20 protein-coding genes and 3 pseudogenes are annotated in these 19,380 nt (G+C 44.9%); 8 read left to right on the forward strand and 15 right to left on the reverse strand.

Going from position 1 to position 19,380, the window contains the following annotated elements; all coding sequences use genetic code 11:
* Nucleotides 1-157 precede the first annotated feature (157 nt).
* Nucleotides 158-469 carry a toxin HigB-2 gene (locus tag XDD1_RS02840; protein WP_045968495.1) on the forward strand — a complete coding sequence of 104 codons (312 nt, stop codon included), beginning with the start codon at nucleotides 158-160 and terminating at the stop codon, nucleotides 467-469.
* On the forward strand, nucleotides 470-760 hold the full coding sequence (locus XDD1_RS02845) for a helix-turn-helix domain-containing protein (protein ID WP_045968497.1): 291 nt from the start codon (nucleotides 470-472) through the stop codon (nucleotides 758-760).
* 221 nt (nucleotides 761-981) lie between these two features.
* Here the strand turns inward: XDD1_RS02845 and XDD1_RS02850 are convergent, their stop codons facing one another.
* The 8 genes and pseudogenes from XDD1_RS02850 to XDD1_RS02880 all read right to left on the reverse strand — a co-directional run bounded on the left by XDD1_RS02850 (nucleotide 982) and on the right by XDD1_RS02880 (nucleotide 7,779).
* Nucleotides 982-2,196, reverse strand: a complete 1,215-nt coding sequence (locus XDD1_RS02850; protein WP_045968499.1) for an SGNH/GDSL hydrolase family protein — start codon at nucleotides 2,194-2,196, stop codon at nucleotides 982-984.
* Nucleotides 2,183-3,319, reverse strand: a complete 1,137-nt coding sequence (locus tag XDD1_RS02855; RefSeq protein ID WP_045968502.1) for an SGNH/GDSL hydrolase family protein — start codon at nucleotides 3,317-3,319, stop codon at nucleotides 2,183-2,185. The genes XDD1_RS02850 and XDD1_RS02855 overlap by 14 nt, the downstream gene beginning before the upstream one ends.
* Nucleotides 3,306-3,995: pseudogene (locus XDD1_RS02860) on the reverse strand (MBOAT family O-acyltransferase); the annotation flags it as partial. The pseudogene XDD1_RS02860 and the gene XDD1_RS02855, both read right to left, overlap by 14 nt.
* 7 nt (nucleotides 3,996-4,002) lie before the next feature.
* Nucleotides 4,003-5,040, reverse strand: a complete 1,038-nt coding sequence (locus tag XDD1_RS02865) for an IS630 family transposase (RefSeq protein ID WP_045968390.1) — start codon at nucleotides 5,038-5,040, stop codon at nucleotides 4,003-4,005.
* 51 nt (nucleotides 5,041-5,091) lie between these two features.
* Nucleotides 5,092-5,832: pseudogene (locus XDD1_RS02870) on the reverse strand (MBOAT family O-acyltransferase); the annotation flags it as partial.
* A gap of 160 nt (nucleotides 5,833-5,992) precedes the next feature.
* Nucleotides 5,993-6,766, reverse strand: coding sequence for a protein bax (locus tag XDD1_RS02875; protein ID WP_045968506.1), 774 nt, complete (start codon nucleotides 6,764-6,766; stop codon nucleotides 5,993-5,995).
* A 679-nt stretch (nucleotides 6,767-7,445) separates the two neighbouring features.
* Nucleotides 7,446-7,508 (reverse strand): annotated as a pseudogene (locus tag XDD1_RS20295) (DUF3761 domain-containing protein); the annotation flags it as partial.
* Nucleotides 7,509-7,557: 49 nt separating this feature from the next.
* Nucleotides 7,558-7,779 carry a hypothetical protein gene (locus XDD1_RS02880; protein ID WP_231854453.1) on the reverse strand — a complete coding sequence of 74 codons (222 nt, stop codon included), beginning with the start codon at nucleotides 7,777-7,779 and terminating at the stop codon, nucleotides 7,558-7,560.
* 138 nt (nucleotides 7,780-7,917) lie between these two features.
* On the opposite strand from XDD1_RS02880, the gene XDD1_RS02885 reads away from it, so the two are divergent.
* Complete coding sequence (locus XDD1_RS02885; RefSeq protein WP_045968508.1) at nucleotides 7,918-8,679, forward strand: SDR family oxidoreductase; 762 nt, start codon at nucleotides 7,918-7,920, stop codon at nucleotides 8,677-8,679.
* A gap of 133 nt (nucleotides 8,680-8,812) precedes the next feature.
* On the opposite strand, the gene XDD1_RS02890 is transcribed toward XDD1_RS02885, so the two are convergent.
* From XDD1_RS02890 to XDD1_RS02915, 6 genes are all read right to left on the reverse strand, one after another.
* Nucleotides 8,813-9,163 carry a SymE family type I addiction module toxin gene (locus tag XDD1_RS02890; protein ID WP_045968510.1) on the reverse strand — a complete coding sequence of 117 codons (351 nt, stop codon included), beginning with the start codon at nucleotides 9,161-9,163 and terminating at the stop codon, nucleotides 8,813-8,815.
* 572 nt (nucleotides 9,164-9,735) lie between these two features.
* Entirely contained in the window at nucleotides 9,736-10,314 is a 579-nt protein-coding gene (locus XDD1_RS02895) for a TerD family protein (RefSeq protein WP_045968512.1), read from the reverse strand.
* Between the two features lie 55 nt (nucleotides 10,315-10,369).
* Nucleotides 10,370-11,398, reverse strand: coding sequence for a TerC/Alx family metal homeostasis membrane protein (locus tag XDD1_RS02900; RefSeq protein WP_045968514.1), 1,029 nt, complete (start codon nucleotides 11,396-11,398; stop codon nucleotides 10,370-10,372).
* Nucleotides 11,399-11,425: 27 nt separating this feature from the next.
* The gene (locus XDD1_RS02905; protein WP_045968516.1) at nucleotides 11,426-11,881 is read right to left on the reverse strand and encodes a tellurite resistance TerB family protein; all 456 of its coding nucleotides are present in this window, start codon (nucleotides 11,879-11,881) and stop codon (nucleotides 11,426-11,428) included.
* A gap of 99 nt (nucleotides 11,882-11,980) precedes the next feature.
* Complete coding sequence (locus tag XDD1_RS02910) at nucleotides 11,981-13,114, reverse strand: TerD family protein (RefSeq protein ID WP_045968518.1); 1,134 nt, start codon at nucleotides 13,112-13,114, stop codon at nucleotides 11,981-11,983.
* On the reverse strand, nucleotides 13,114-13,707 hold the full coding sequence (locus XDD1_RS02915) for a TerD family protein (protein WP_045968520.1): 594 nt from the start codon (nucleotides 13,705-13,707) through the stop codon (nucleotides 13,114-13,116). Before XDD1_RS02915 ends, XDD1_RS02910 begins: the two co-directional genes overlap by 1 nt.
* Before the next feature lie 421 nt (nucleotides 13,708-14,128).
* On the opposite strand from XDD1_RS02915, the gene XDD1_RS02920 reads away from it, so the two are divergent.
* From XDD1_RS02920 to XDD1_RS02940, 5 genes are all read left to right on the forward strand, one after another.
* Complete coding sequence (locus XDD1_RS02920; protein WP_045968521.1) at nucleotides 14,129-15,298, forward strand: phosphoribosyltransferase domain-containing protein; 1,170 nt, start codon at nucleotides 14,129-14,131, stop codon at nucleotides 15,296-15,298.
* Entirely contained in the window at nucleotides 15,291-16,082 is a 792-nt protein-coding gene (locus XDD1_RS02925; protein WP_045968523.1) for a hypothetical protein, read from the forward strand. The genes XDD1_RS02920 and XDD1_RS02925 overlap by 8 nt, the downstream gene beginning before the upstream one ends.
* The gene (locus XDD1_RS02930; RefSeq protein ID WP_045968525.1) at nucleotides 16,075-17,154 is read left to right on the forward strand and encodes a cysteine protease StiP family protein; all 1,080 of its coding nucleotides are present in this window, start codon (nucleotides 16,075-16,077) and stop codon (nucleotides 17,152-17,154) included. The genes XDD1_RS02925 and XDD1_RS02930 overlap by 8 nt, the downstream gene beginning before the upstream one ends.
* Nucleotides 17,154-18,077 carry an HpcH/HpaI aldolase/citrate lyase family protein gene (locus XDD1_RS02935; RefSeq protein WP_045968527.1) on the forward strand — a complete coding sequence of 308 codons (924 nt, stop codon included), beginning with the start codon at nucleotides 17,154-17,156 and terminating at the stop codon, nucleotides 18,075-18,077. The genes XDD1_RS02930 and XDD1_RS02935 overlap by 1 nt, the downstream gene beginning before the upstream one ends.
* 170 nt (nucleotides 18,078-18,247) lie before the next feature.
* The gene (locus tag XDD1_RS02940) at nucleotides 18,248-18,733 is read left to right on the forward strand and encodes a hypothetical protein (RefSeq protein ID WP_045968529.1); all 486 of its coding nucleotides are present in this window, start codon (nucleotides 18,248-18,250) and stop codon (nucleotides 18,731-18,733) included.
* A gap of 74 nt (nucleotides 18,734-18,807) precedes the next feature.
* On the opposite strand, the gene XDD1_RS02945 is transcribed toward XDD1_RS02940, so the two are convergent.
* Nucleotides 18,808-19,302 carry a TIGR00645 family protein gene (locus XDD1_RS02945; protein WP_045968531.1) on the reverse strand — a complete coding sequence of 165 codons (495 nt, stop codon included), beginning with the start codon at nucleotides 19,300-19,302 and terminating at the stop codon, nucleotides 18,808-18,810.
* Between the last annotated feature and the right edge of the window lie 78 nt (nucleotides 19,303-19,380).

Raw genomic sequence — 19,380 nt, forward strand, 5'->3', positions numbered from 1 at the left:
CTTAATGCTTGATTAAGGCGTTTTTTTCATCAATTTTTCTATTTCTCAATATATTTTCAACATAAGGTTGTTGTTTCTATCATTAAGCTATCAGTCATTGACTTATAGTTTTTGGGTGATAGCATAAATTTTATCTATACGCCATTGAACGACAGTCATGTTATTTATTGAAACAAAATTATTTACGGATGATGTAGTTCAGTTACTGACAGATGATGAATACCGCGAATTTCAGGAGTTTTTGGCTATTCGTCCTGAATTTGGCCAAGTTATCCCTGATACCGGAGGGCTTCGTAAAATTCGATGGGCTTCCTATAGAACAGGAAAACGTGGTGGTGTGAGAATCATTTATTACTACAAATTATCTGATTCACAAATCAGATTATTGCTAATCTATAAAAAAGGGATCAAAGATAATTTAACGGAAAAAGAGAAAAAAATATTACGTAGTCTCAATGAGAGGTGGTAGATGGATGCAAAATTGTTTGAGCGTCTGACTGAAAGCATGACGCAAATGAATGAAATTATTGATGGTATTCGCGAACCCTCTCGCGAAACGCACGTAATTGCTGTACAGGTAAAGCACATTCGTCAATTGACGGGATTGTCCCAGACTGGATTTGCAAAATTGATTTCAGTGAATGTTGATACATTGAGGAATTGGGAACAAGGACGCCGTCAGCCTACGGGACCAGCAAAAGCGCTTTTACGTGCCATTGAACGTGATCCAGAGCACGTCTTGTTAGCGCTTCAGGTATAAGCTAACCGACTATATTTAAAATATAAAAGAAGCATGTGGCATTCCCGACATGCTTCTTTTTTTGATTATCATTAACTTCATAGACTAAGCGATAGCCAGAAGCACGTAATTTCAGACTATAAGTCATCGAGATTAACGCTCACAAATTCAGGGGCTTTCATGCGTTCATCTACAATGCGATTTAATTCGACATCTTCTGTAAGTTGTTGGAATTTCATTCACTATAGTGCTTTTAACAACGCCATAAGCTGCTGATAAAGTGCTTCGGCACTGCGCTCATAACCGGCCGCAGAGAGGTGAACATAGTCAGGACGTGCGAGGTCTTGCTGTTCCCATCCCCGGACTGAACATGGCCCCCCCATATATTCGCGCCAGTTCCAGAACAGGGTGCGCTGTTTTTTGGCAACGGTTTGTTGAACCTGAATCACGTTATCGAGCAGGGCAGGTTGCTGTTCTTCGCAGCTCGTCGCGGTCTTATTTTTCAGCGAATCATTCGGCCCAATCAGCAGGATAACTGCTTGCGGTATTGCCTTGCGGATCGCTTGTACTTTGGCGGTCAGATCGTTTTGATAAGCGGCTAAATCCAGCGAATCGTTAAAGGCTTCATTAGTGCCATAGGCGAGGATCACCATATCCGGTTTCATCTGAGCCAGCGTTTCAATCCATTGTGGTTGCCACTTATCCAGCATATTGATGGTGGCACCATTAATTCCCAATGCGGATAACATCACCCCCGGATTTTGCCGCCTTACCAGCCAACCGCCGATTTTCAACTGCGTATCTTGCGGATAAAGATGGATGGGGAAACGGACACTGTGCTCTGGGGAGAAATGCCATTCACTTTGTGTTGACGGTAAGTCTATGGTGGCAAATGAGGTTTTGATTTGCGCTGGTTCGTGGGATTGATAGAGCGCACTCAGCCAATACTTGTCACGGGCAGAGGAAGAATTAAGTTGTAACGAACTGTTGGCTTTTTCCGGGATAGCAATAAATCCCCCCAGCGGATAATCCGCCCGATGATCTTTGCGGCTGCTGGAAAGCCACCAGCCGGTTTTATCTCCGGCAAATTGCACTAAGGCATTACGCTGGCCGGGAATGCTCATGGGGGAAATAAAACCGGGGCCGGCATCGCCATAATGATCCTGCAATAAACTGCGCAACTTACCGGTAAAGAAATCAGCCGCCGTGTGCGAATCACCCAACTGGACAACATGGAGCTGGCGGGTATCGCTGTGACGCAGTTTATCCGCCAATAGCGCGAAATTGGGATCACCAAAATTGGTCAATTGTTGTTGGCGGTGTATCTGGGCAGTTTGGTGTTCCGATAACGGCTTGGATTTTTCCCCTTTGCACGATAACAGGCTGACTAAAAGCGCAATCGCCAGACCTGCACCCACTATTCGATAAAATCCACGGAACAGGCTAAATGGTTGCATCTTTTTTAACTGGCTCCTGAATAAATGTGATCAATGAAAATAGATAATCCGCAATGGCTTGCTGTCCTTTCAAACTGAAATGAATACCGTCTCCGCTGCGGAGTTTAAGGGTACTGCTGCCATCGCCAATATAATCTGAATAATTATCTGACTGATATTTGAACATATTATTAACCGCAACATAGATCTCTCCTTTTTTTTCAACCTCTGTCTGATACAGTTTATTGAGGTAAGCCATACTGCTGGAGAGTTTTTTCTGGCGCATATTTGGCGGGCCAACCCAAATAACATCGACCTGACGTTGGCGCGCGTCATTTAAGATAGTCTCAATTCTTTGGCGATAAAGATTCTCCCAATTTTCACTGGCGAATTTCAAATAAGGGCCTCCGTGTCCAGAAGGCATATCCCACGGATCATTCGGGCCTAAAAATATGATGACCAACTTAATATCAGGGTGGGTTCTCAATGCGTCGCTGATGGTTTTTGGCCAATCGAAGAAACCCGGATAAGACAATCCGGTACTCTGCTTACTTAAATTAATACTGGAAATGCCATACTCCTGAAATAGCCGGCGTTTTAAATGTGGGGCAACGCCTTGCATCATCGAATCACCGGCAAATAACACCTTATCTTTTATATCCAGATTGACGTGAGTTTTCTGAATAATTTCAACCACCGGATTTTGTACTGATTTATTTGGCAATAAAGCGGACTGAGTGAGCTTAATATCGTTATTCAATAACTCAGGAAAGGTAAAAGAGAGATTTTCTATCGGATACACATATCCTTCCAAAAAGCGCAGACCAACCTGAAAATCAGCGGGAAACAGTTCCCGACTATTATCGATATTAATGGGAGATGATGGGTTATCCTGATATTTGCCCTTTGCATATGCCATAAAAGTCTTACTGGCCGCAATCGCACCTTGTTGTACATTATTCCCCAAATCCCACAGTGGCTTTCCTTTAAGAGATGTCCAGGGGCTATTGCGGTGATATTTCTGCTGCCAGAAGTTATCCAGCGAACGCTGATTCAGCCAGATGAGCAGTAAACTGGTCAAAGCCACGATACAAATCACTTGTCCAGTTTTTTTAAGATTAAATATAAATTCAGAAGTTAGCATAGATAAATCCCGGCATTCCTGAAGGTGACAAAATAAAGACCAAAGTAAGGATCAGGGCTAAAGGAATGGGATAATAAACCCAGGAAATCAGGCCATGATTTTTTTCAATTTGGTTTCTAAGATTCACCAACCAGGGATAGAGAATAAAGAACCCCCAGAAAACGATTAATAGGGAAGCACTGGATAACAGGGATGCGAATATTTCGCCAGAGAACAGTTGATTTAATACTGCCAGAGCATCATTCAATGTCGGGCTACGGAAAAAGACCCAGGCAAAGCAGACAAAATGAAAGGTCGCCACGCGGGATAAAAATAAGGTAATGGGATGCTTGGCTTGTGGCTTATTGTGGTTCTTCGCCGCAGGAAACAGGGAATGTTTAATATTTTGCAAAATTAACCCTAACCCATGAATGGCACCCCAAATAATAAAACTCAACCCGGCGCCATGCCATAGGCCAGAAATGACCATAGCGATGAACAGATTCAGATTCTTGCGGAATGTGCCTTTTTGGTTACCACCCAAGGGAATATAGACATAATCACGGATAAATGTTGACAGGCTGATATGCCAGCGTCGCCAAAAGACCTGTAAATTTTCAGCCAGATAGGGCGCATCGAAATTGCGTGGTACGTTGAAGCCTAATAGCAGGGCGATGCCTGTCACCAGGTCGGTATATACCAATCTAACTTGAAGATGCAGGTTTTAAAATCTGAAAGTTGTCAGTCAGTCTAGTCGTGAGTTCTTTCGCTTTTTCTGGCAAAGTGACATGAAAAAAGTGACGAAGGGTTTCACGGAATGTCTTCGCATCCGGAAAATAAACATTGTTACGTACTTGCTCATTCATATACTTCCACAATCGCTCTATTGGATTGAGGTTTGGGCTGTAAGGCGGTAGGTAATGCAGTTCAATATTAAGGACATATGCCACCTCTTTCACCAATTCTGCCCGGTGGTAACCCGCCCCATCCAGAATAATATGAATTTTTTGCGAAAGTGGGTAAGTTTCTCTAATAGCGCCGAAAAAATACGCGATATTTTCGGCATTGATACTCGGGTATTCACGGATCACGGTGTCTTCAATTCGTTGTAAATTGAGGGCGCCCAGAAGATTGAGACGGGTACGACTGCCGGTGGTTTCGACCACTTTTACCTGATTTTTCCCCGCTTTCATCCAACCATAGCTGAGCTTTGTGGACTGCGAAGGATGCACCGCATCAATAAATAGGATAGGTTCATTCTGACCTGCCCGGTCTTTCAGAGACTGGTAGTCATCAATAAATTGTTGCTGCTTATCCGCATCGAATTTATGAGGAACGCCCTTTGGCTTTTTGTAGCTGAAACCTTGTCGGTGAAGCCATTTCGTCATGCCTCCCACGCTGAAAGACACCTGCCAACGAGCTCGTACATAATCCACAATTTGAGCGGTCGTATGCAGCAAATTTGCCGTCAAATAATCAACCAGATCGGCGGTTTGTTTGGCAGAGAGATGGCTTTCAGAACCGCCATTTTCGGGGGTGAGTTTTTCCTGCGCGATGAAATCTTTTAGGTGACGGCTTACCGTAGTTTCATGAATACGTAAGGCCTGAGCAATCATCTGAGCTGTCCAGCCCTCTGACGCCAAAAGCACGGCCTTGATGCGATCACAGACTCGACTATCACGAGTGGTATCATGCATCAATTCGAGGGCACGTTTTTGTTCTGGTGTCAGATGAATTTTCATGATTGCAAGCATGATCGGGTTTGGATAAGAAATCAAGCATCTTCAATGGCGATTGGTATAGCCGGAAAAGTTAAAGTAGATATTCCAGGCATAAGCATAAATTGCCACCAGAATTTGCCCGGCGTGATGGCTAGTTGGATCTTCAAAGACGGGATTCACCCAATATTCAGAGAGCGTCGCACTGAGTAAAAAGAGTTTTGTGATGGCGAGTGCAATCAATAACAGCGCTTTCAATGGCGCCAATATCATTCTGGATGATGCCTGAATCTGTGGCAGCAAATCTTTGGCTCGATTAATCGGGCCGGCGACGATGCTGGGAAAAAAGCAAAGATACAAAATGACATCAGGCAGTGGTGCGGCGGGTATCTCTTTCTTGCACACCGAGACGACATAACTGACCGAATGGAACGCATAGAATGACAGTCCCAGCGGCATGAGCAATTCCAGTACCGGCAGCTCTACGTTAATTCCCACATTGGCGAATGTTTGCTGAATGGCTTCTTGGAAAAAAGAATAATATTTGAAAGCCGTGAAACAGCCGAGGAGCCCGAATATCAGTAGCGTAAATATGACCTTGTTGGATAAATAACGGCTGAGAATATTCGCCAAAAAGTAAATAAACAGGGTATAGGCGAATAAAATGTAGGCGAACTTTGCGGCAAAAGAGAATACAAATAAATAACTCACTAAAATTAACACGCCATTCTGTAGCCTGGGCGCTTTTTGTAAAAGCCAATAGACAACCAGCAGAATAACAAACGATCCAAGAAACTCAAAAGAGAAGAAATTCATATTAGGCTCTGGCTAACCATTTATCGTTGGGAGAAAGAATGTAATTCCGAGGTGCATTATAGTATGGAATTTGTCTGTGTTTACAGTGGATAATCGAGAAATAGATTAGAAAAAAAGAATCCACCTTGTAATTAATACGAAGTGGATTAATGAGGAAATGTTATTGGATAGCCAGTTCCTGAGCCTGTGAAATCAGCTTCCGATTGCCATTAAAGACACGATGTAAATAGCGATTATAGTCAGCGCCCAGTTCCGAATAACCATTGAGATTATCAATAAGCTTACTGGTATTCAGTGGCTCCTGCGTTATCCTCTGCTTTGCCCGTGAAGAACGCAGTGACTCATAAGCACGGTGCGTATTCAGGTTTTTCATATAGGCAATGACGGAAGCATCAACAGTAGAATAAACTGCATAACCTTTGACTTTTCCTTTCGTCTTACCGCAAGCGCGACAACGCATCCCAAACAGATTATTATTTTTCTTGGCAAGTTCTGACGTTCCCCAACCCGATTCCGCCGCTGCCTGCGTGGCCACAAAATGGGTCGGAATAATGTCAACCCGACTTAATAATGTATTCCAATTGACCTGTTTTGGTGAATTGCAGGTCATTTTGTAATCCATGCAGATCTTTTTCAATCGATCACTGTCCTGCACAGACCAATGGTGATGCTTCTGGTGTGACAGGAGCCATTTGCGGTCTTGCATAATCTTTTGATTATGTTGATCAATTACAGGGACAATAATATTTAAAAACGCTTTCTTCCGGGGCGTACCTGAAGGGTATTTTCGCAAATCAGGCAAATTGACTTGTATGCCATTGTGAGAATACTCTTGCATTTTCGAGGTACTGGTCGAGGCGTGGCTCAGACCGGTAAAAATTAATGAGATAAAGAAAGCGAAGACCGCACTTGTCCTCATCATTAGAGAGGGCATTTGCTTCTCCTCGTTTTATTACTCTGGATGAAAAACAAACGAATATTAGCAGAGCAAACAATATATAGCTACTGTTATTCGTCATTCATAAGTTTGGTTTCTATAACGAAGATTAGCACCCTACTGACAAATATCTATATTTTTCATTCCATATGGTAAATAAATGTAATAATTATTAGGGTTTTATTTGGTGAACAGTTATATAGGCGACTGTTTTGAGGTGTTATATTGCCTGTTTGTGTCACTTAATTGAGTGACTGATGGTTAGTTAACCTAATGTTATTAATTAAAAAATTTACCCTATTACTTGGTGCTATACCTGAGTGTGAATTTTTGGTTTATTACAGTTATTATAAATTATTTTATTGTTTGTATTTAATTATCGAATTTTCTGGCCTATTTTTAATTTGTTATCGGAACTTCCATATTAGAAGGGTGGCTTAATACATTATGAAAGATAATATTTTGTTTGTTTATGTGATTCGATGTGGAAGAAAATCTATACCTTACACTCTGCTCAATACAGGTAAACAAACTAATGATGGATTTTCTTATTGTCAGTAAATCGTATCATTATTCCATTATTAGATTATATTCGATTAAAAAATGTGATTCAGATTCAAAAAGAATTAGGGAGCCAAAGCTCCCTAATTGCACATCATGAGAAATCAATAAAACATTACAGCCATTTAGCCACGCCACCATGACGGGAGCAAGCCCCCTTACGAGATTGACTCTTGCTATAGCTACCATCTTTACAAAGGGCGGTGTTAACGCCTGTTTTGGCTAATTTATTTTTGTTTTTCTTCTTTGATACTTTTTGGCTTTTGGCTTTTTTGGTGACTTTTTTTTTCTAACGAGTTAACTTTGTTTTTTGCTGACTTAACATTTTGTTTTACCGCCGTTACAGTTTTGGACGCGGCTTCGGCTGAGGTTGATACTGCCGGCGCTGCAAGTGCTGCACTTGAAAACAACACCAGTAATGCTGCAACTGATAACTTCAAGTTTTTCATCGTATATTTCCTCTGGTTAGAGTACTGAAACCCGAAATCGACTCTTGCAGTTTGGAGTATAGTTTTGAATGATATGATTGCAAATTTGACATAGAGGATATTTATATTTTCCTTTGATAACAAAAAATTACAGAGAGAATGGAGAATGGCATTGTGCAAAAAGTCACGATCATTACAGGCGGTTCCCGTGGTATTGGCAGGGCTACGGCGCTTTGCTTGGCAAAGCAAGGGCATCATATCTGCATTGGTTATCGTAACCGCGGAGACAGTGCCGATGAGGTTGTGAGTATGATCCGTGCCCTTGGGCAGTCAGCCATCGCGGTTCAGGTGGATATAGCGGATGAAAAACAGGTCATGGCATTGTTTCAGAAAGCTGAAAAAGAGCTGGGGTATATTTCTGGATTAGTGAACAATGCCGGAATATTAAAGCCGCAAGCCACGATTGAACAGTTGACGGCAGAGCGGCTGAATAAAATCTTAGCAACTAATGTTACCGGTGCCTTTCTCTGTGCGCGTGAAGCGGTCAAGAGAATGGCTTTACGTCATGGCGGACAAGGTGGCGCTATCGTCAATGTGTCATCTGCTGCGGCCAGATTAGGCTCTCCTCATGAATACGTCGATTATGCGGCATCGAAAGGGGCTATTGATACGATGACAATTGGTCTGGCACAGGAAGTGGCAGCACAGGGAATCAGGGTGAATGCTGTGCGACCTGGATTTATCTATACTGAAATGCATGCCGATGGCGGAGAGCCTGGGCGAGTTGAGCGGATCAAAGATTCCTTGCCGATGAGACGGGGCGGACAGCCGGAAGAAGTCGCTCAGGCCATTGCATGGCTACTGTCTGATGAATCATCGTATGTTACGGGCAATTTTATTGACTTAGCGGGTGGAAAATAGGTTATAGCGTTTGCGATGCCGTTTTGAATAAGGCGGCATTTAATCTAAAAGATAGGATTTTAAATAAAGGCCGGAATTATTCTCAATATTTTCCGGCTAATGGATGGAGGAGTATTTGTTAATAACAATAATTCTAAGCCAGCATTTTCATTAATTTGGGTTTAAGAATAATTTTGCCAGGCTGCATTTCAATATTAATAGGCTGTTCCACTAAATTACTGATTGTTAGCCAATCCCCCGCAATATAAAGTTCACCATTTTCACGAATATTGTCGATGCCTTCATAGGGATTATCTTCCACGTCTTTGATCAAACTGACTAAGTCTGCATTGGGATCGATGAGAGAGATAATAACGCCATTGGAAAATTGTGAGATATGAAATAATTCATTCGCGGTAAATCCAGCATCGCTGAGTGCACTGCCATTCAGGATTAATTCAGGGATATCAATGTCAGTATGGCGAAATGAAACGTGAAGGTTCATTTGTACATTCCTTGTGTAATTGGGCTATACTGCGATACTCTATCAGCACTTTGCCCGTACTGCATCGCGAATTCACACCTGTTTTTCATCTGTATCGCATCCATTGGTTAAGGATCAATATTCACCCTAACGATTAATTGGCTAATATGCCATCAGTAATGTTGTTCTTTGCGAAGCAACTCGCAAAAAATAACTGGATATTTATCCACTTTGAAATGTATTTTTAAAATTCGAGCAAATAATAACGCGGCAAATATTCAGGTGATTTTCTGTGTTATAAAATATATGGGTAAGGAGTTAATTTAATATTATATATTCTTCTTTTCCAAGAATTATAGATAATTATATACCCGATAAACTTGATGTTGCAGCTCGCAAGATGAAATTCGCTGATTATCTTGCAGTGCGACGGGGATATTGTGTTGTGATGTCAGTGTATTTTGATATTTATTAATTGGCATTTATTAGCAACGAAATATGCCCGTGATGTTGTATGAAATGCTAAAGGGTTTTTCTTGAAGCAGAGAAGTGATATTTCCCTCGCCCATACTTGGGCGAGGGTTTTTGCCAAGTTAAGCGGCATTAATACCATACTGGGCACAAACAGAAGCCAGACCGCCAGCATAACCTTGGCCTACTGCGCGGAATTTCCACTCTGCATTGTGGCGATACAGTTCACCGAACAGCATCGCAGTTTCGGTAGACGCATCTTCTGTCAGGTCATAGCGAGCGACTTCAACTTGGGTATCGTCGTTAACCAGACGAATGAAGGCACCGGAAACTTGACCGAAGCTCTGGCGACGAGCCTGCGCATCATGGATGGTCACGACAAATACCACTTTTTCTACATCAGCAGGCACTTGATCCAGTTTGATTTTCAGTGATTCGTCATCGCCATCCCCGTCACCGGTACGGTTATCGCCGGTGTGCATGATGGAACCGTCAGATGATTTCAGATTGTTGTAGAAAATAAAATCTGCATCACCGCGTACTTTACCGTTTGCCGCCAGCAGGAAAGCCGATGCGTCAAGGTCAAAATCCTGTCCATCCGTGGCACGAGCATCCCAACCGAGACCAATCAGAACGTTTTTCATGCTTGGCGCTTCTTTGCTCAGAGAAACGTTACCGCCTTTAGAAAGAGATACACCCATTGTTATTTCCTCACTTATTACGTCATGTTAATTAGTTAGATTTTACTTACCGGATTTAGCTGGCATTTTCTTTTTGTGGGAACAGCAGACTGGCAAGAATACCGGCCGCCAGTACACCAATTACCACAAATAAGCTACTTGTCGCTGAAATTGAATAGCCGTGGTGGAATAGATGCTCAGAAGCGTTCAGACCCAGTTTAATGGCAATAAAGAACAGTAAAACAATCACAGCCTTTTCTAAATGCACCAGGTACTGTTTCAATGCTTCCAGCACAAAATAGAGCGTGCGCAGACCCAAGATAGCAAACATCATGGCGCTGTACACAATTAAGGGTTCCCGGCTGACAGCAATCACCGCAGGGACAGAGTCAAAGGCAAACATCACGTCAGACAATTCAACCACCGCCAGGCACAGCATCAGTGGCGTCGCATAAAGCGCGGCTTTGCCCGCCCGACCCACTTTCACATCGGCGTTTTCGGGTTTAGTCAACTCCTCATCCACTTCCTTTTGCTTCAGTACAAAGGCATGACCGCGCAGTTTCGGCCAAATCGGGAAGAAACGTTTCACCAGACGATAGGCAAGGTGCTGTGAATAGTCTTCGATTTCATCGTCATCATCACCACTTTTCAGCATCATGACCGCGGTCCAGCCAACGATAACCGCAAACACAATCTCAACCCACGGCCCAAGCGCCAGCAGGCTTGTCCCAATGGCAACGAAAATACCCCGGAAGACAATCGCACCGATAATCCCCCAATACAGGACACGGTGGCGATAGCGGTCTGGTACAGCGAACCAAGAGAAAATCGCCATGATGACAAACAGGTTATCGACAGACAGGACTTTTTCCAGTGCGTAGCCCGTAACAAACAGGCTCGCGGTTTCCGCGCCGTGATGAATATACAGGAAACCCGCGAAAACAAAGGCAATGGCAACCCAAAAAACAGACCAAAGGGCGGCACTGCGCAGTGAAATCGGCTTATCATGACGATGCATAAAGAGGTCGATAAAGAGCGCACCAACCGACAGAATAATAAATACAGCAACGGTTTCCATCGGAAAACCAATGTGCGTGGATACCATGAAATAAGCCTCTTAAATCATCTGCGATTACAGTTCGAAATCAGCCGGTGCAAAGCCAAGGGCGATGCAAATTTCACGGGCTGCATTTTTTTCATTGTTATCAAAGTCACCATCACTTTTGGCGACAGCAATGCCGACGCGCAAAGCAAGCTGCGCCGCTTCCGGCTGTTGTTTCAGGGCCATGATGAATTTCATCGCTTCACCTTTGCCGATGTCAGCGTCAAATTCATAGCTGCTGACCAATTTGTTAAAGAATTCGATAATTTCGGAAGTGTCGAAGACTTTCAGTTCGGGGGAGTTTTTGATGAACCCGATCATTTTCTGTTTTTCTTCGGAGCTGACGCCGTCACTCGCCATAGCAACGTGTGCACATACGGCCACAGTGCCTTCCATAAATTTCCGGTTCTTGAAGCGACCCACTTGGTTAGTCAGCTCTTCACGGCCTGCATTGAACGCTGATTTGATTTTGTTTAAAAAGGACATAAGTCCCTCCGCTTAGGTAAATACGAATTTGTGTAGAGACAAATTGTGTAGAAACAAACTGTGTAAAAACAAATTGTGTAAAAACAAGCTGCGTAAAATCTATTTACTGCCGGATGTCCAGCTAAAGCCCCAGCCAAACGCCCTGTCCATCTCTTTATGCCCTTTGAAATATTGATTGATGCGCTCGACTTTGATGGCACCGTTTTCATTGACCAGACGGGCAATGGCACACATGCCGTTGCTGTTGTTACCTTCTGTCATACGTGTTTCAATCGGGGGCTGGTCAGGGACAAAGAGAGTGACTACGCCGTCGGTTTTGTTCCAGCTAGGCGCACCTTCGTAGATAAAGGCGTAGATCAACACTTCACGGATGTTTTTCCATTCACGGCCATTGATGTGGAGCCATTCACCGTCACGCACATTACCGGTGCGATCATCGCCCTGTAATTCGACATACGGCTCGTCACGGTAATCGCCAAAGCGATTGCCTAATGCCTGGACAACGTCTTTATCTCCATCTTGCAGCCGGATAAAGGCACCGAGATCCAGATCCACGCCTTTGTTTGAACCAAACATGCCTTGCAGTAAGCCTTTTGATGAGGAGGAAGTTTGATTCCAGTTCAGATTGACGCGGATTTCACCGTAATTGTCGCGTTTGCTCAGACTGATGGCCGGTTTCTCTTTGGTCAGAGAAACCTTGCTTAAATTCACATGAGTGGGCGCGGGTGCAGGATTATCATCAATAATATCGACGCCAAAATGCTCTGCCAGTGGTTTGAGACCACCATTAAAGCCTTGGGCGATAAAGCGGAATTTCCATTCTCCATTCCGGCGATACAGCTCGCCGAGGATCAAGGCCGCTTCCGAACGGCCTTGCACTTCAACTTCCCCCTGCAAAATGACGCTGCTGTTCAGTTCGACCCGAATGGAAAGGTTGCGCAGATTGGAAATCGTTTGGTGACCGTCGCAAGTTGCGGTGAAGGCGACTTTCTGGACATCCTGACTTAATGCAGGCAAGTTGACGCTGAATGCGGTATTGATATTGCCGCCCGTCAGGCGAACGGTGTTGTCGTCATTAACCGGCTGGCCGTAGAACACCATGTCCGGATCGCCCTTGACTTTGCCATCGGCATACAAACGGAAGGCTGAAACGTCAACGGCTGAACCCGATAGAACCCGAACAGTGAGCGTTTGGTTGGCAACGGGGGCATTACCCCCGGGTGTCAGATTCATTAGCGCACCACCGTCTCAACGATCTGCGGGTACATCGCGTCAATCGTCCGACCGGAACAAGGGACACCATGTGCCGTGAAATCCCACTGGCCCCCGTTGCGGCACAGGGAAGAGATGATAATGCCGGTGTGAGCGCCTTGCTCATTCAACTGATAACGGGCCAGCTCTTTGCCGCTTTGGTCAACGACGCGGCAGAAGGCATTTTCAACGTCATTGAAGGTTTGACCACGGAAACTGTTAACGGTAAATGCAAGATATTCGACATTGGCGGGCAGTTTGATCAAATTGACGCGGATAATTTCATCATCCCCATCCCCATCGCCTTCGCCCGTCAAATTGTCGCCAGTGTGTTGTATCGAACCGCATTTTGATTTTAATTGGCCGAACCACACGGTATCGATGGCATTGCCGGATTGATCAAGCAGAATGCAGCTTGCATCCAGATCAATCTCATCACTGCCGCCACCGAATAAACTTGCCAGAAAACCTTTCTTTTTGGTCACCGGGTCCCATCCCAGACCAAAATCCACGTTAGCCAGTGATGCGCTCTGTTTGGCGAGCGAAACTGACTGATTCTTGCTTAACGAAACCATTAATGACACCTCTATTCTGTTTGTCGGTGAATCACAGCAATTTCACGTATTAAAAAATCATAATATGACAAATAGATAGCCTGAATCTGTCATATTATGATTCCCGTAAACAGCCTGTCTGGTTGTTAACTGTATGATAGGAAACAATCTAGTCGCGTTTTGTATGATTTCCTTTCCATGCAAAAAAGTCAAACAAATTTCGCTCTAAAAAATCATAATATGATTGACATGAACTTATCGCCGACTCTAGACTGCGCTGTATATTTCACCTAATTAAGAACAAATGCTGAGGGCTGCCGTATTGGCTCCCGGCAATTTAACAATTGTTTTTGCCTGAATAGCGAAATTTGATTTATGGAAAGATAGATACCGCTTTCATCAGTCATTTCAAAAGGCGGAAATTTTTTAAAAAGGCATCATCATGACCGTGTTGAGTGACATTGATGTTTATGAAAAACCAGCTCATAACAAACAGGTTTACCAAAAAAAATTGAGCAGCGGGACGCTGACGGTGACGGCATCCCGTGGCACTGCGTCTCTGGAAACCCTGTTTGATATCGCTGAACGCCGTAATCCCAAACGGGCATTTCTCTTTGTCAGTAAAGTCTTGGGACGGCATATTCCGGTCAAGCCTTCGATCATGCGGTCGGTTTATCAGCAATTGGCTGAGCGGTTCCCGACTCAACTTCCCGGCCCAACCTTGTATATTGGCATGGCAGAAACGGCAGTCGGGCTGGCGGCGGGCGTGTTTCAGGAAACGAAACACAAAGTCAATGAGCCGGTATTTCTGACGTCAACACGCCATCCGGTTGAGGGGGATTTGCTGTGTGAGTTTAAAGAGAATCACAGCCATGCCACGGATCACCTGATTTACTGGCCGGCAGAAACCCGCCTGCGCCAACGGGTGATCAATGCCCGTACGCTGGTTCTGATTGATGATGAAGCCACGACCGGTAACACGTTCCTCAATTTGCTGGATGCGCTGCGTGATGCCGGGCTTGAGCATATTGAACAGATTGTCACCGTGACATTGACGGACTGGAGCGGCAAATCGGTGGTGAAACGCAGTCCATTGCCGGTTTCTGAGGTGTCCCTGATTGAGGGGAATTGGCAGTGGGAAGCCGATATCTCGGCCCCGGTTCCGGTGATGCCGCAAGTCAATGTGACGGCGAGAGGGGAAATCAATATTATTGGTCAACAGAGCTGGGGACGTCTGGGTCTGGATGAGATCCAGTGTGATATTGGCGCAACGATCAAGGCCAAGACAGGTGAAAACGTGCTGATATTGGGTTCCAGTGAATTTGTCTGGCAGCCGTTCCTGCTGGCTGAACGGCTTGAGCAGGAAGGTGCATCGGTGGTATTTGGCTCGACAACCCGCTCTCCGATCTCTTGCGGTCATGCCATCCAATCAGTCATGGCTTTTACGGATAATTACGGGCTTGGCATCCCAAATTTTCTCTACAATGTGGCGCACCAGAAATTTGATCGTATCTTGCTCTGTCTCGAAACACCCAAAATGTCCGTTGATCCGGCGTTGATGACACAGCTTGCCCAGATTTCTCCGGTAGTAGAGATCGTTGGATATGATTAAACCCGTCTTTTTGACTGATCTTGATGACACGCTCTTTCAATCTCGCCGGAAGCTGGTAGGAACAGCGGATATATCATTATCATCTTTGCGCGTGAGTGCCTTGGATAGGCAACATTTGCCCCATAGTTATATGACCGAAAAACAGTTCATGTTAGTTGATTGGTTATTGGCTCACGCGGAGGTGATTCCGGTCACAGCCAGAAATACGCAGCAGCTTAACCGTGTGCAGATCCCTTTCCGTTCCTGGCGCATTGTCTCGCATGGGGCGGTGATCCTCACCCCGGAAGGTTCGGTTGATGAACATTGGCAAGCACACATGCTGTCAGAATTAATGTCGTATCGGGATCAATTGGGTGAGCTAGAGCTTTTGAGTCATCGCTTGATCGCATCTTATGGTATGGAGGCATGGGCACGCCTTGATGATGAGTATGGTGATGTGCCTGTTTTCCTGATCATTAAACATCGTCATCACGATAGATTGCATGAGCTTAATAGACTGGCTCAGGCTTTTGCTCAGGAAACCCATTTCCAGCAAAACTTCTATTTCCACCAAAACAATAACAACCTTACGGTACTGCCAAAGTGTGTTGATAAGGGGCTGGCCACGCGTCACCTTTTGCAAAGGCTGCGTGCTGAGAGAGGCATTTTTCCGGTTATTGGCCTGGGAGATAGCCTGAGCGATCACCGTTTTATGCAACTGTGTGATTGGTTTGGTATGCCTCAGCAAAGCCAGTTTGCTGACACATTAATGACTGCCTTATTTGGAGCTGTAAATAATGAATAGCTTTCTCCCTTTTTCTGGGAGTTATGCTGCTGATGATGTTCAATTTTTGCTAGAACCCGTTCAAATTGAGATGACGCCTGTCGAGGTTAAGGAGCAGTTGATCCAGTCCGGCACGCGCCACTATTCGGATATGTTAAGTCAGGAGCCAGAACCAACGTCTTATCACCTTGAACTGTTTGATCAAGCGCTTGAACAGGGGGATGTTCGGTTGGCGACGGAAGTTATCATGCTCGCCAAGGCACTCATATCCCGTTTGGGTGATACGCCGATTGTGCTGGTTAGTTTGGTCAGGGCGGGTGTTCCTTTGGGCGTGATGCTGCATCAAGCACTCAGAAAAATGGGTCAATGTTCTTATCACTATGGCATCAGCATCATCCGGGATCGTGGTATTGACAGTACGGCACTTGCGTATATTGAGCAAAAACACGGAACGGATGGGGTGGTCTTTGTTGATGGCTGGACAGGCAAAGGCGCGATTACTACTGAACTGTCGCAGTCTTTGGCGGGGAGGGCGGGTTATTCGGGTATCCCTCGTTTGGTGGTCTTGGCTGATCCTTGTGGCTGTTCATGGCTGACTGCCAGCGATGATGATTGGTTGATCCCTTTCGGTATTATGGGGGCACCAGTATCGGGGCTGATATCCCGTTCGATCTGGCGTGAAGAGGGGTTACACGGTTGCGTGCAGTGTGATCACCTGAGTCAATTTGAATGCAGCCGCTTGTTGGTGGATACCGTTGCGGATTGTCGTGATCGGTTGGATTGGGATGTAATACCGGAAGCGATCTGGTTGCCGCAGGAAAAAACCGCTTTGCAGCAATTGAGCAAAACAGTGATTGCTAATCTGGCTGAAAAATACCAGATTGACAGTATCAACCGGATTAAACCCGGCATCGCAGAAGCCACCCGCGCCGTATTACGGCGTGTACCAGAACACGTGCTGGTGCGTTGCCAGGATGATCCTGATGTTGCCCTGCTCCTTCATTTGGCACACCAGAAACAGGTTGTTATTACGGAAGTCGGTGATCTGATCGGTCAATATCGTGCAGTCACTATCATTAAGAAGGTCGCGTGATGAAACCCATCCCTTCTCCGCATCAACTCGGCGCAACGCTGTATATGCCAGCTACTCGCCAAGATATTGCAGAAATTGTGTTACAGAATAAGATCCCCGATCTGCGCTCGCTGGTTATTTGCCTGGAAGATGCGGTCAGTGAGCAGGATCTTCCTGTTGCTATCGAAAATCTCCAAGGGATTATGCAGTCCCTGGCGCAAGCTGATCGTTTTTCTGCCAATATCAAACACCATCGCCCGTTGGTTTTTATCCGTCCTCGTCATGAAAGGATGGCAGAGTATCTGGTTGCCAACGTAGATCTCAGTGCCATTGATGGGCTGGTTCTACCCAAGTTTACCCAGGCTTCGTTGGCTGGCTGGTGGGATATCATGGGTTCAACCCATCTGTACATCATGCCAACCCTAGAGAGTGAAGAGGTGTTTGATGTCCAGAAAATGAATCAGCTTGCAGACATGCTCAAAAAACACCCGTGCAAAGAGCGCATTATTGCCTTGCGTATTGGCGGCAATGATCTGATGAATGTCATGTCCCTGCGACGTTCCCGTCATTTCACCCTCTATGATGGACCGATGGGCTATATCATTAAAATGCTGGTTGCCGTTTTTGCTGCGCGAGGATTTGCTTTGACCGCACCCGTTTGTGAGCATATTGATGACTTGAGATTGCTTGAGAAAGAGCTGGCATTGGATATTGCTCACGGTCTGGTGGGTAAAACGGCCATCCATCCGCGGCAGATTAAATGTATCCAGCAGGCGCTGAGGGTCAGTGCCCATGATTACACTGAAGCGCTAAGTATTCTCAATTCCAGTCAGGCGGTTTTCAAATCGCAGGGGATGATGTGCGAACCTGCCACCCACCAACGTTGGGCAGTGAATATGCTTGAGCGGGCAGAGTATTACGGTATCGAACCTGAGGCAGCATAGGATATTAACCTAATGTAATTAACTCAATGTAATTAACCCAGCGAAAGTATGGCTAAGGCGTTTCATTCGTTTTGATATTGATTTACCTGTGATAGCAGCTATGCTGAAAATTATTTTCATCGTTAACAGTAGGGAGTTTGGGGGATTTATCCCTGACTTGGTAATAATAAATGCTGCTTAATCCCAAACAATTTAGAAATTTCAGGTTGACTTTATTACTTTCACATGGAAAACCAATTAGTAAAGCTAGGATCATTAGGGAGCTTAATTGTTCGGAACCCACGTTGACACGTGCGTTGCGGGAATTAAGAGATCTTTACTGTGCTGATATCCGGTTTAGCAAAATGGGGAATACTTATCAATTAGTTGATAAGGGAATGCTGACCAAGAAAGATGTGAGGAGGATTGAAGAACTTTTGGTTCAGCATCTTAGCTCAAAACCCGAAGACGCTGCCAGCCATGTTTTCCTCGATAAAGAGAAGAAAAAACCCATTTCTCTGTCTCTGAGAATGTCGGTGATCAGAAAAATTGATGGTTTGGCTAATCGTCTGGAAACAACCCGAAGCGAAGTGGTTGAAATGGTTGTGGATCGGTTTATTGACAACTTGCTGAAAGAAACGGTGAATGGAAATTCATCGCAGCGACGAGTCCCGTAATGCCAGCCGGTTGAGTACAACTGGCATCAGGGTGATTGATTGTGGATTTGCGTGTTTGTTTAAGGCTTGATGGTTTAATGACTGTGACGCGTGAGTTTATCAAGATATCCCATCATAAATGCGGACAAAACGAAGGTCAGGTGGATAATGACATACCACATCAGTTTGTTGTCCGGCACATTCTTGGCATCCATAAAGACACGCAGTAAGTGAATGGAGGAAATGGCGACAATTGAGGCGGCAACTTTATTTTTGAGTGAGGTGGCATCCATTTTCCCCAGCCAGCTCAATTTCTCTTTGCTTTCGTGGATATCCAGACTTGAAACAAAGTTTTCATAGCCAGAAAACATCACCATGACCAGCAATCCACCCACTAAAGCCATATCAATCAGAGAAAGCAGGGTCAGGATGAGATCGGATTCGGTAACAGAAAGAAGATGCGGCAGGATATGCATGATTTCCAGAAAGAATTTAACCGCAAGAGCAAATAATGCCAGTGATAAACCGAAATAAACCGGTGCAAGCAGCCAACGAGAGGCATACATTGTATTTTCGAGAAAGCGTTCCATTGTGTTTTTTATGTGTTACAAAAGGGGCAATAGTATAGATCATCACTCACAATGGCAGAAAGTTTTTGCCCTATGCCA

The organism is Xenorhabdus doucetiae (assembly GCF_000968195.1).
In the GTDB taxonomy this organism is placed as follows: domain Bacteria; phylum Pseudomonadota; class Gammaproteobacteria; order Enterobacterales; family Enterobacteriaceae; genus Xenorhabdus; species Xenorhabdus doucetiae.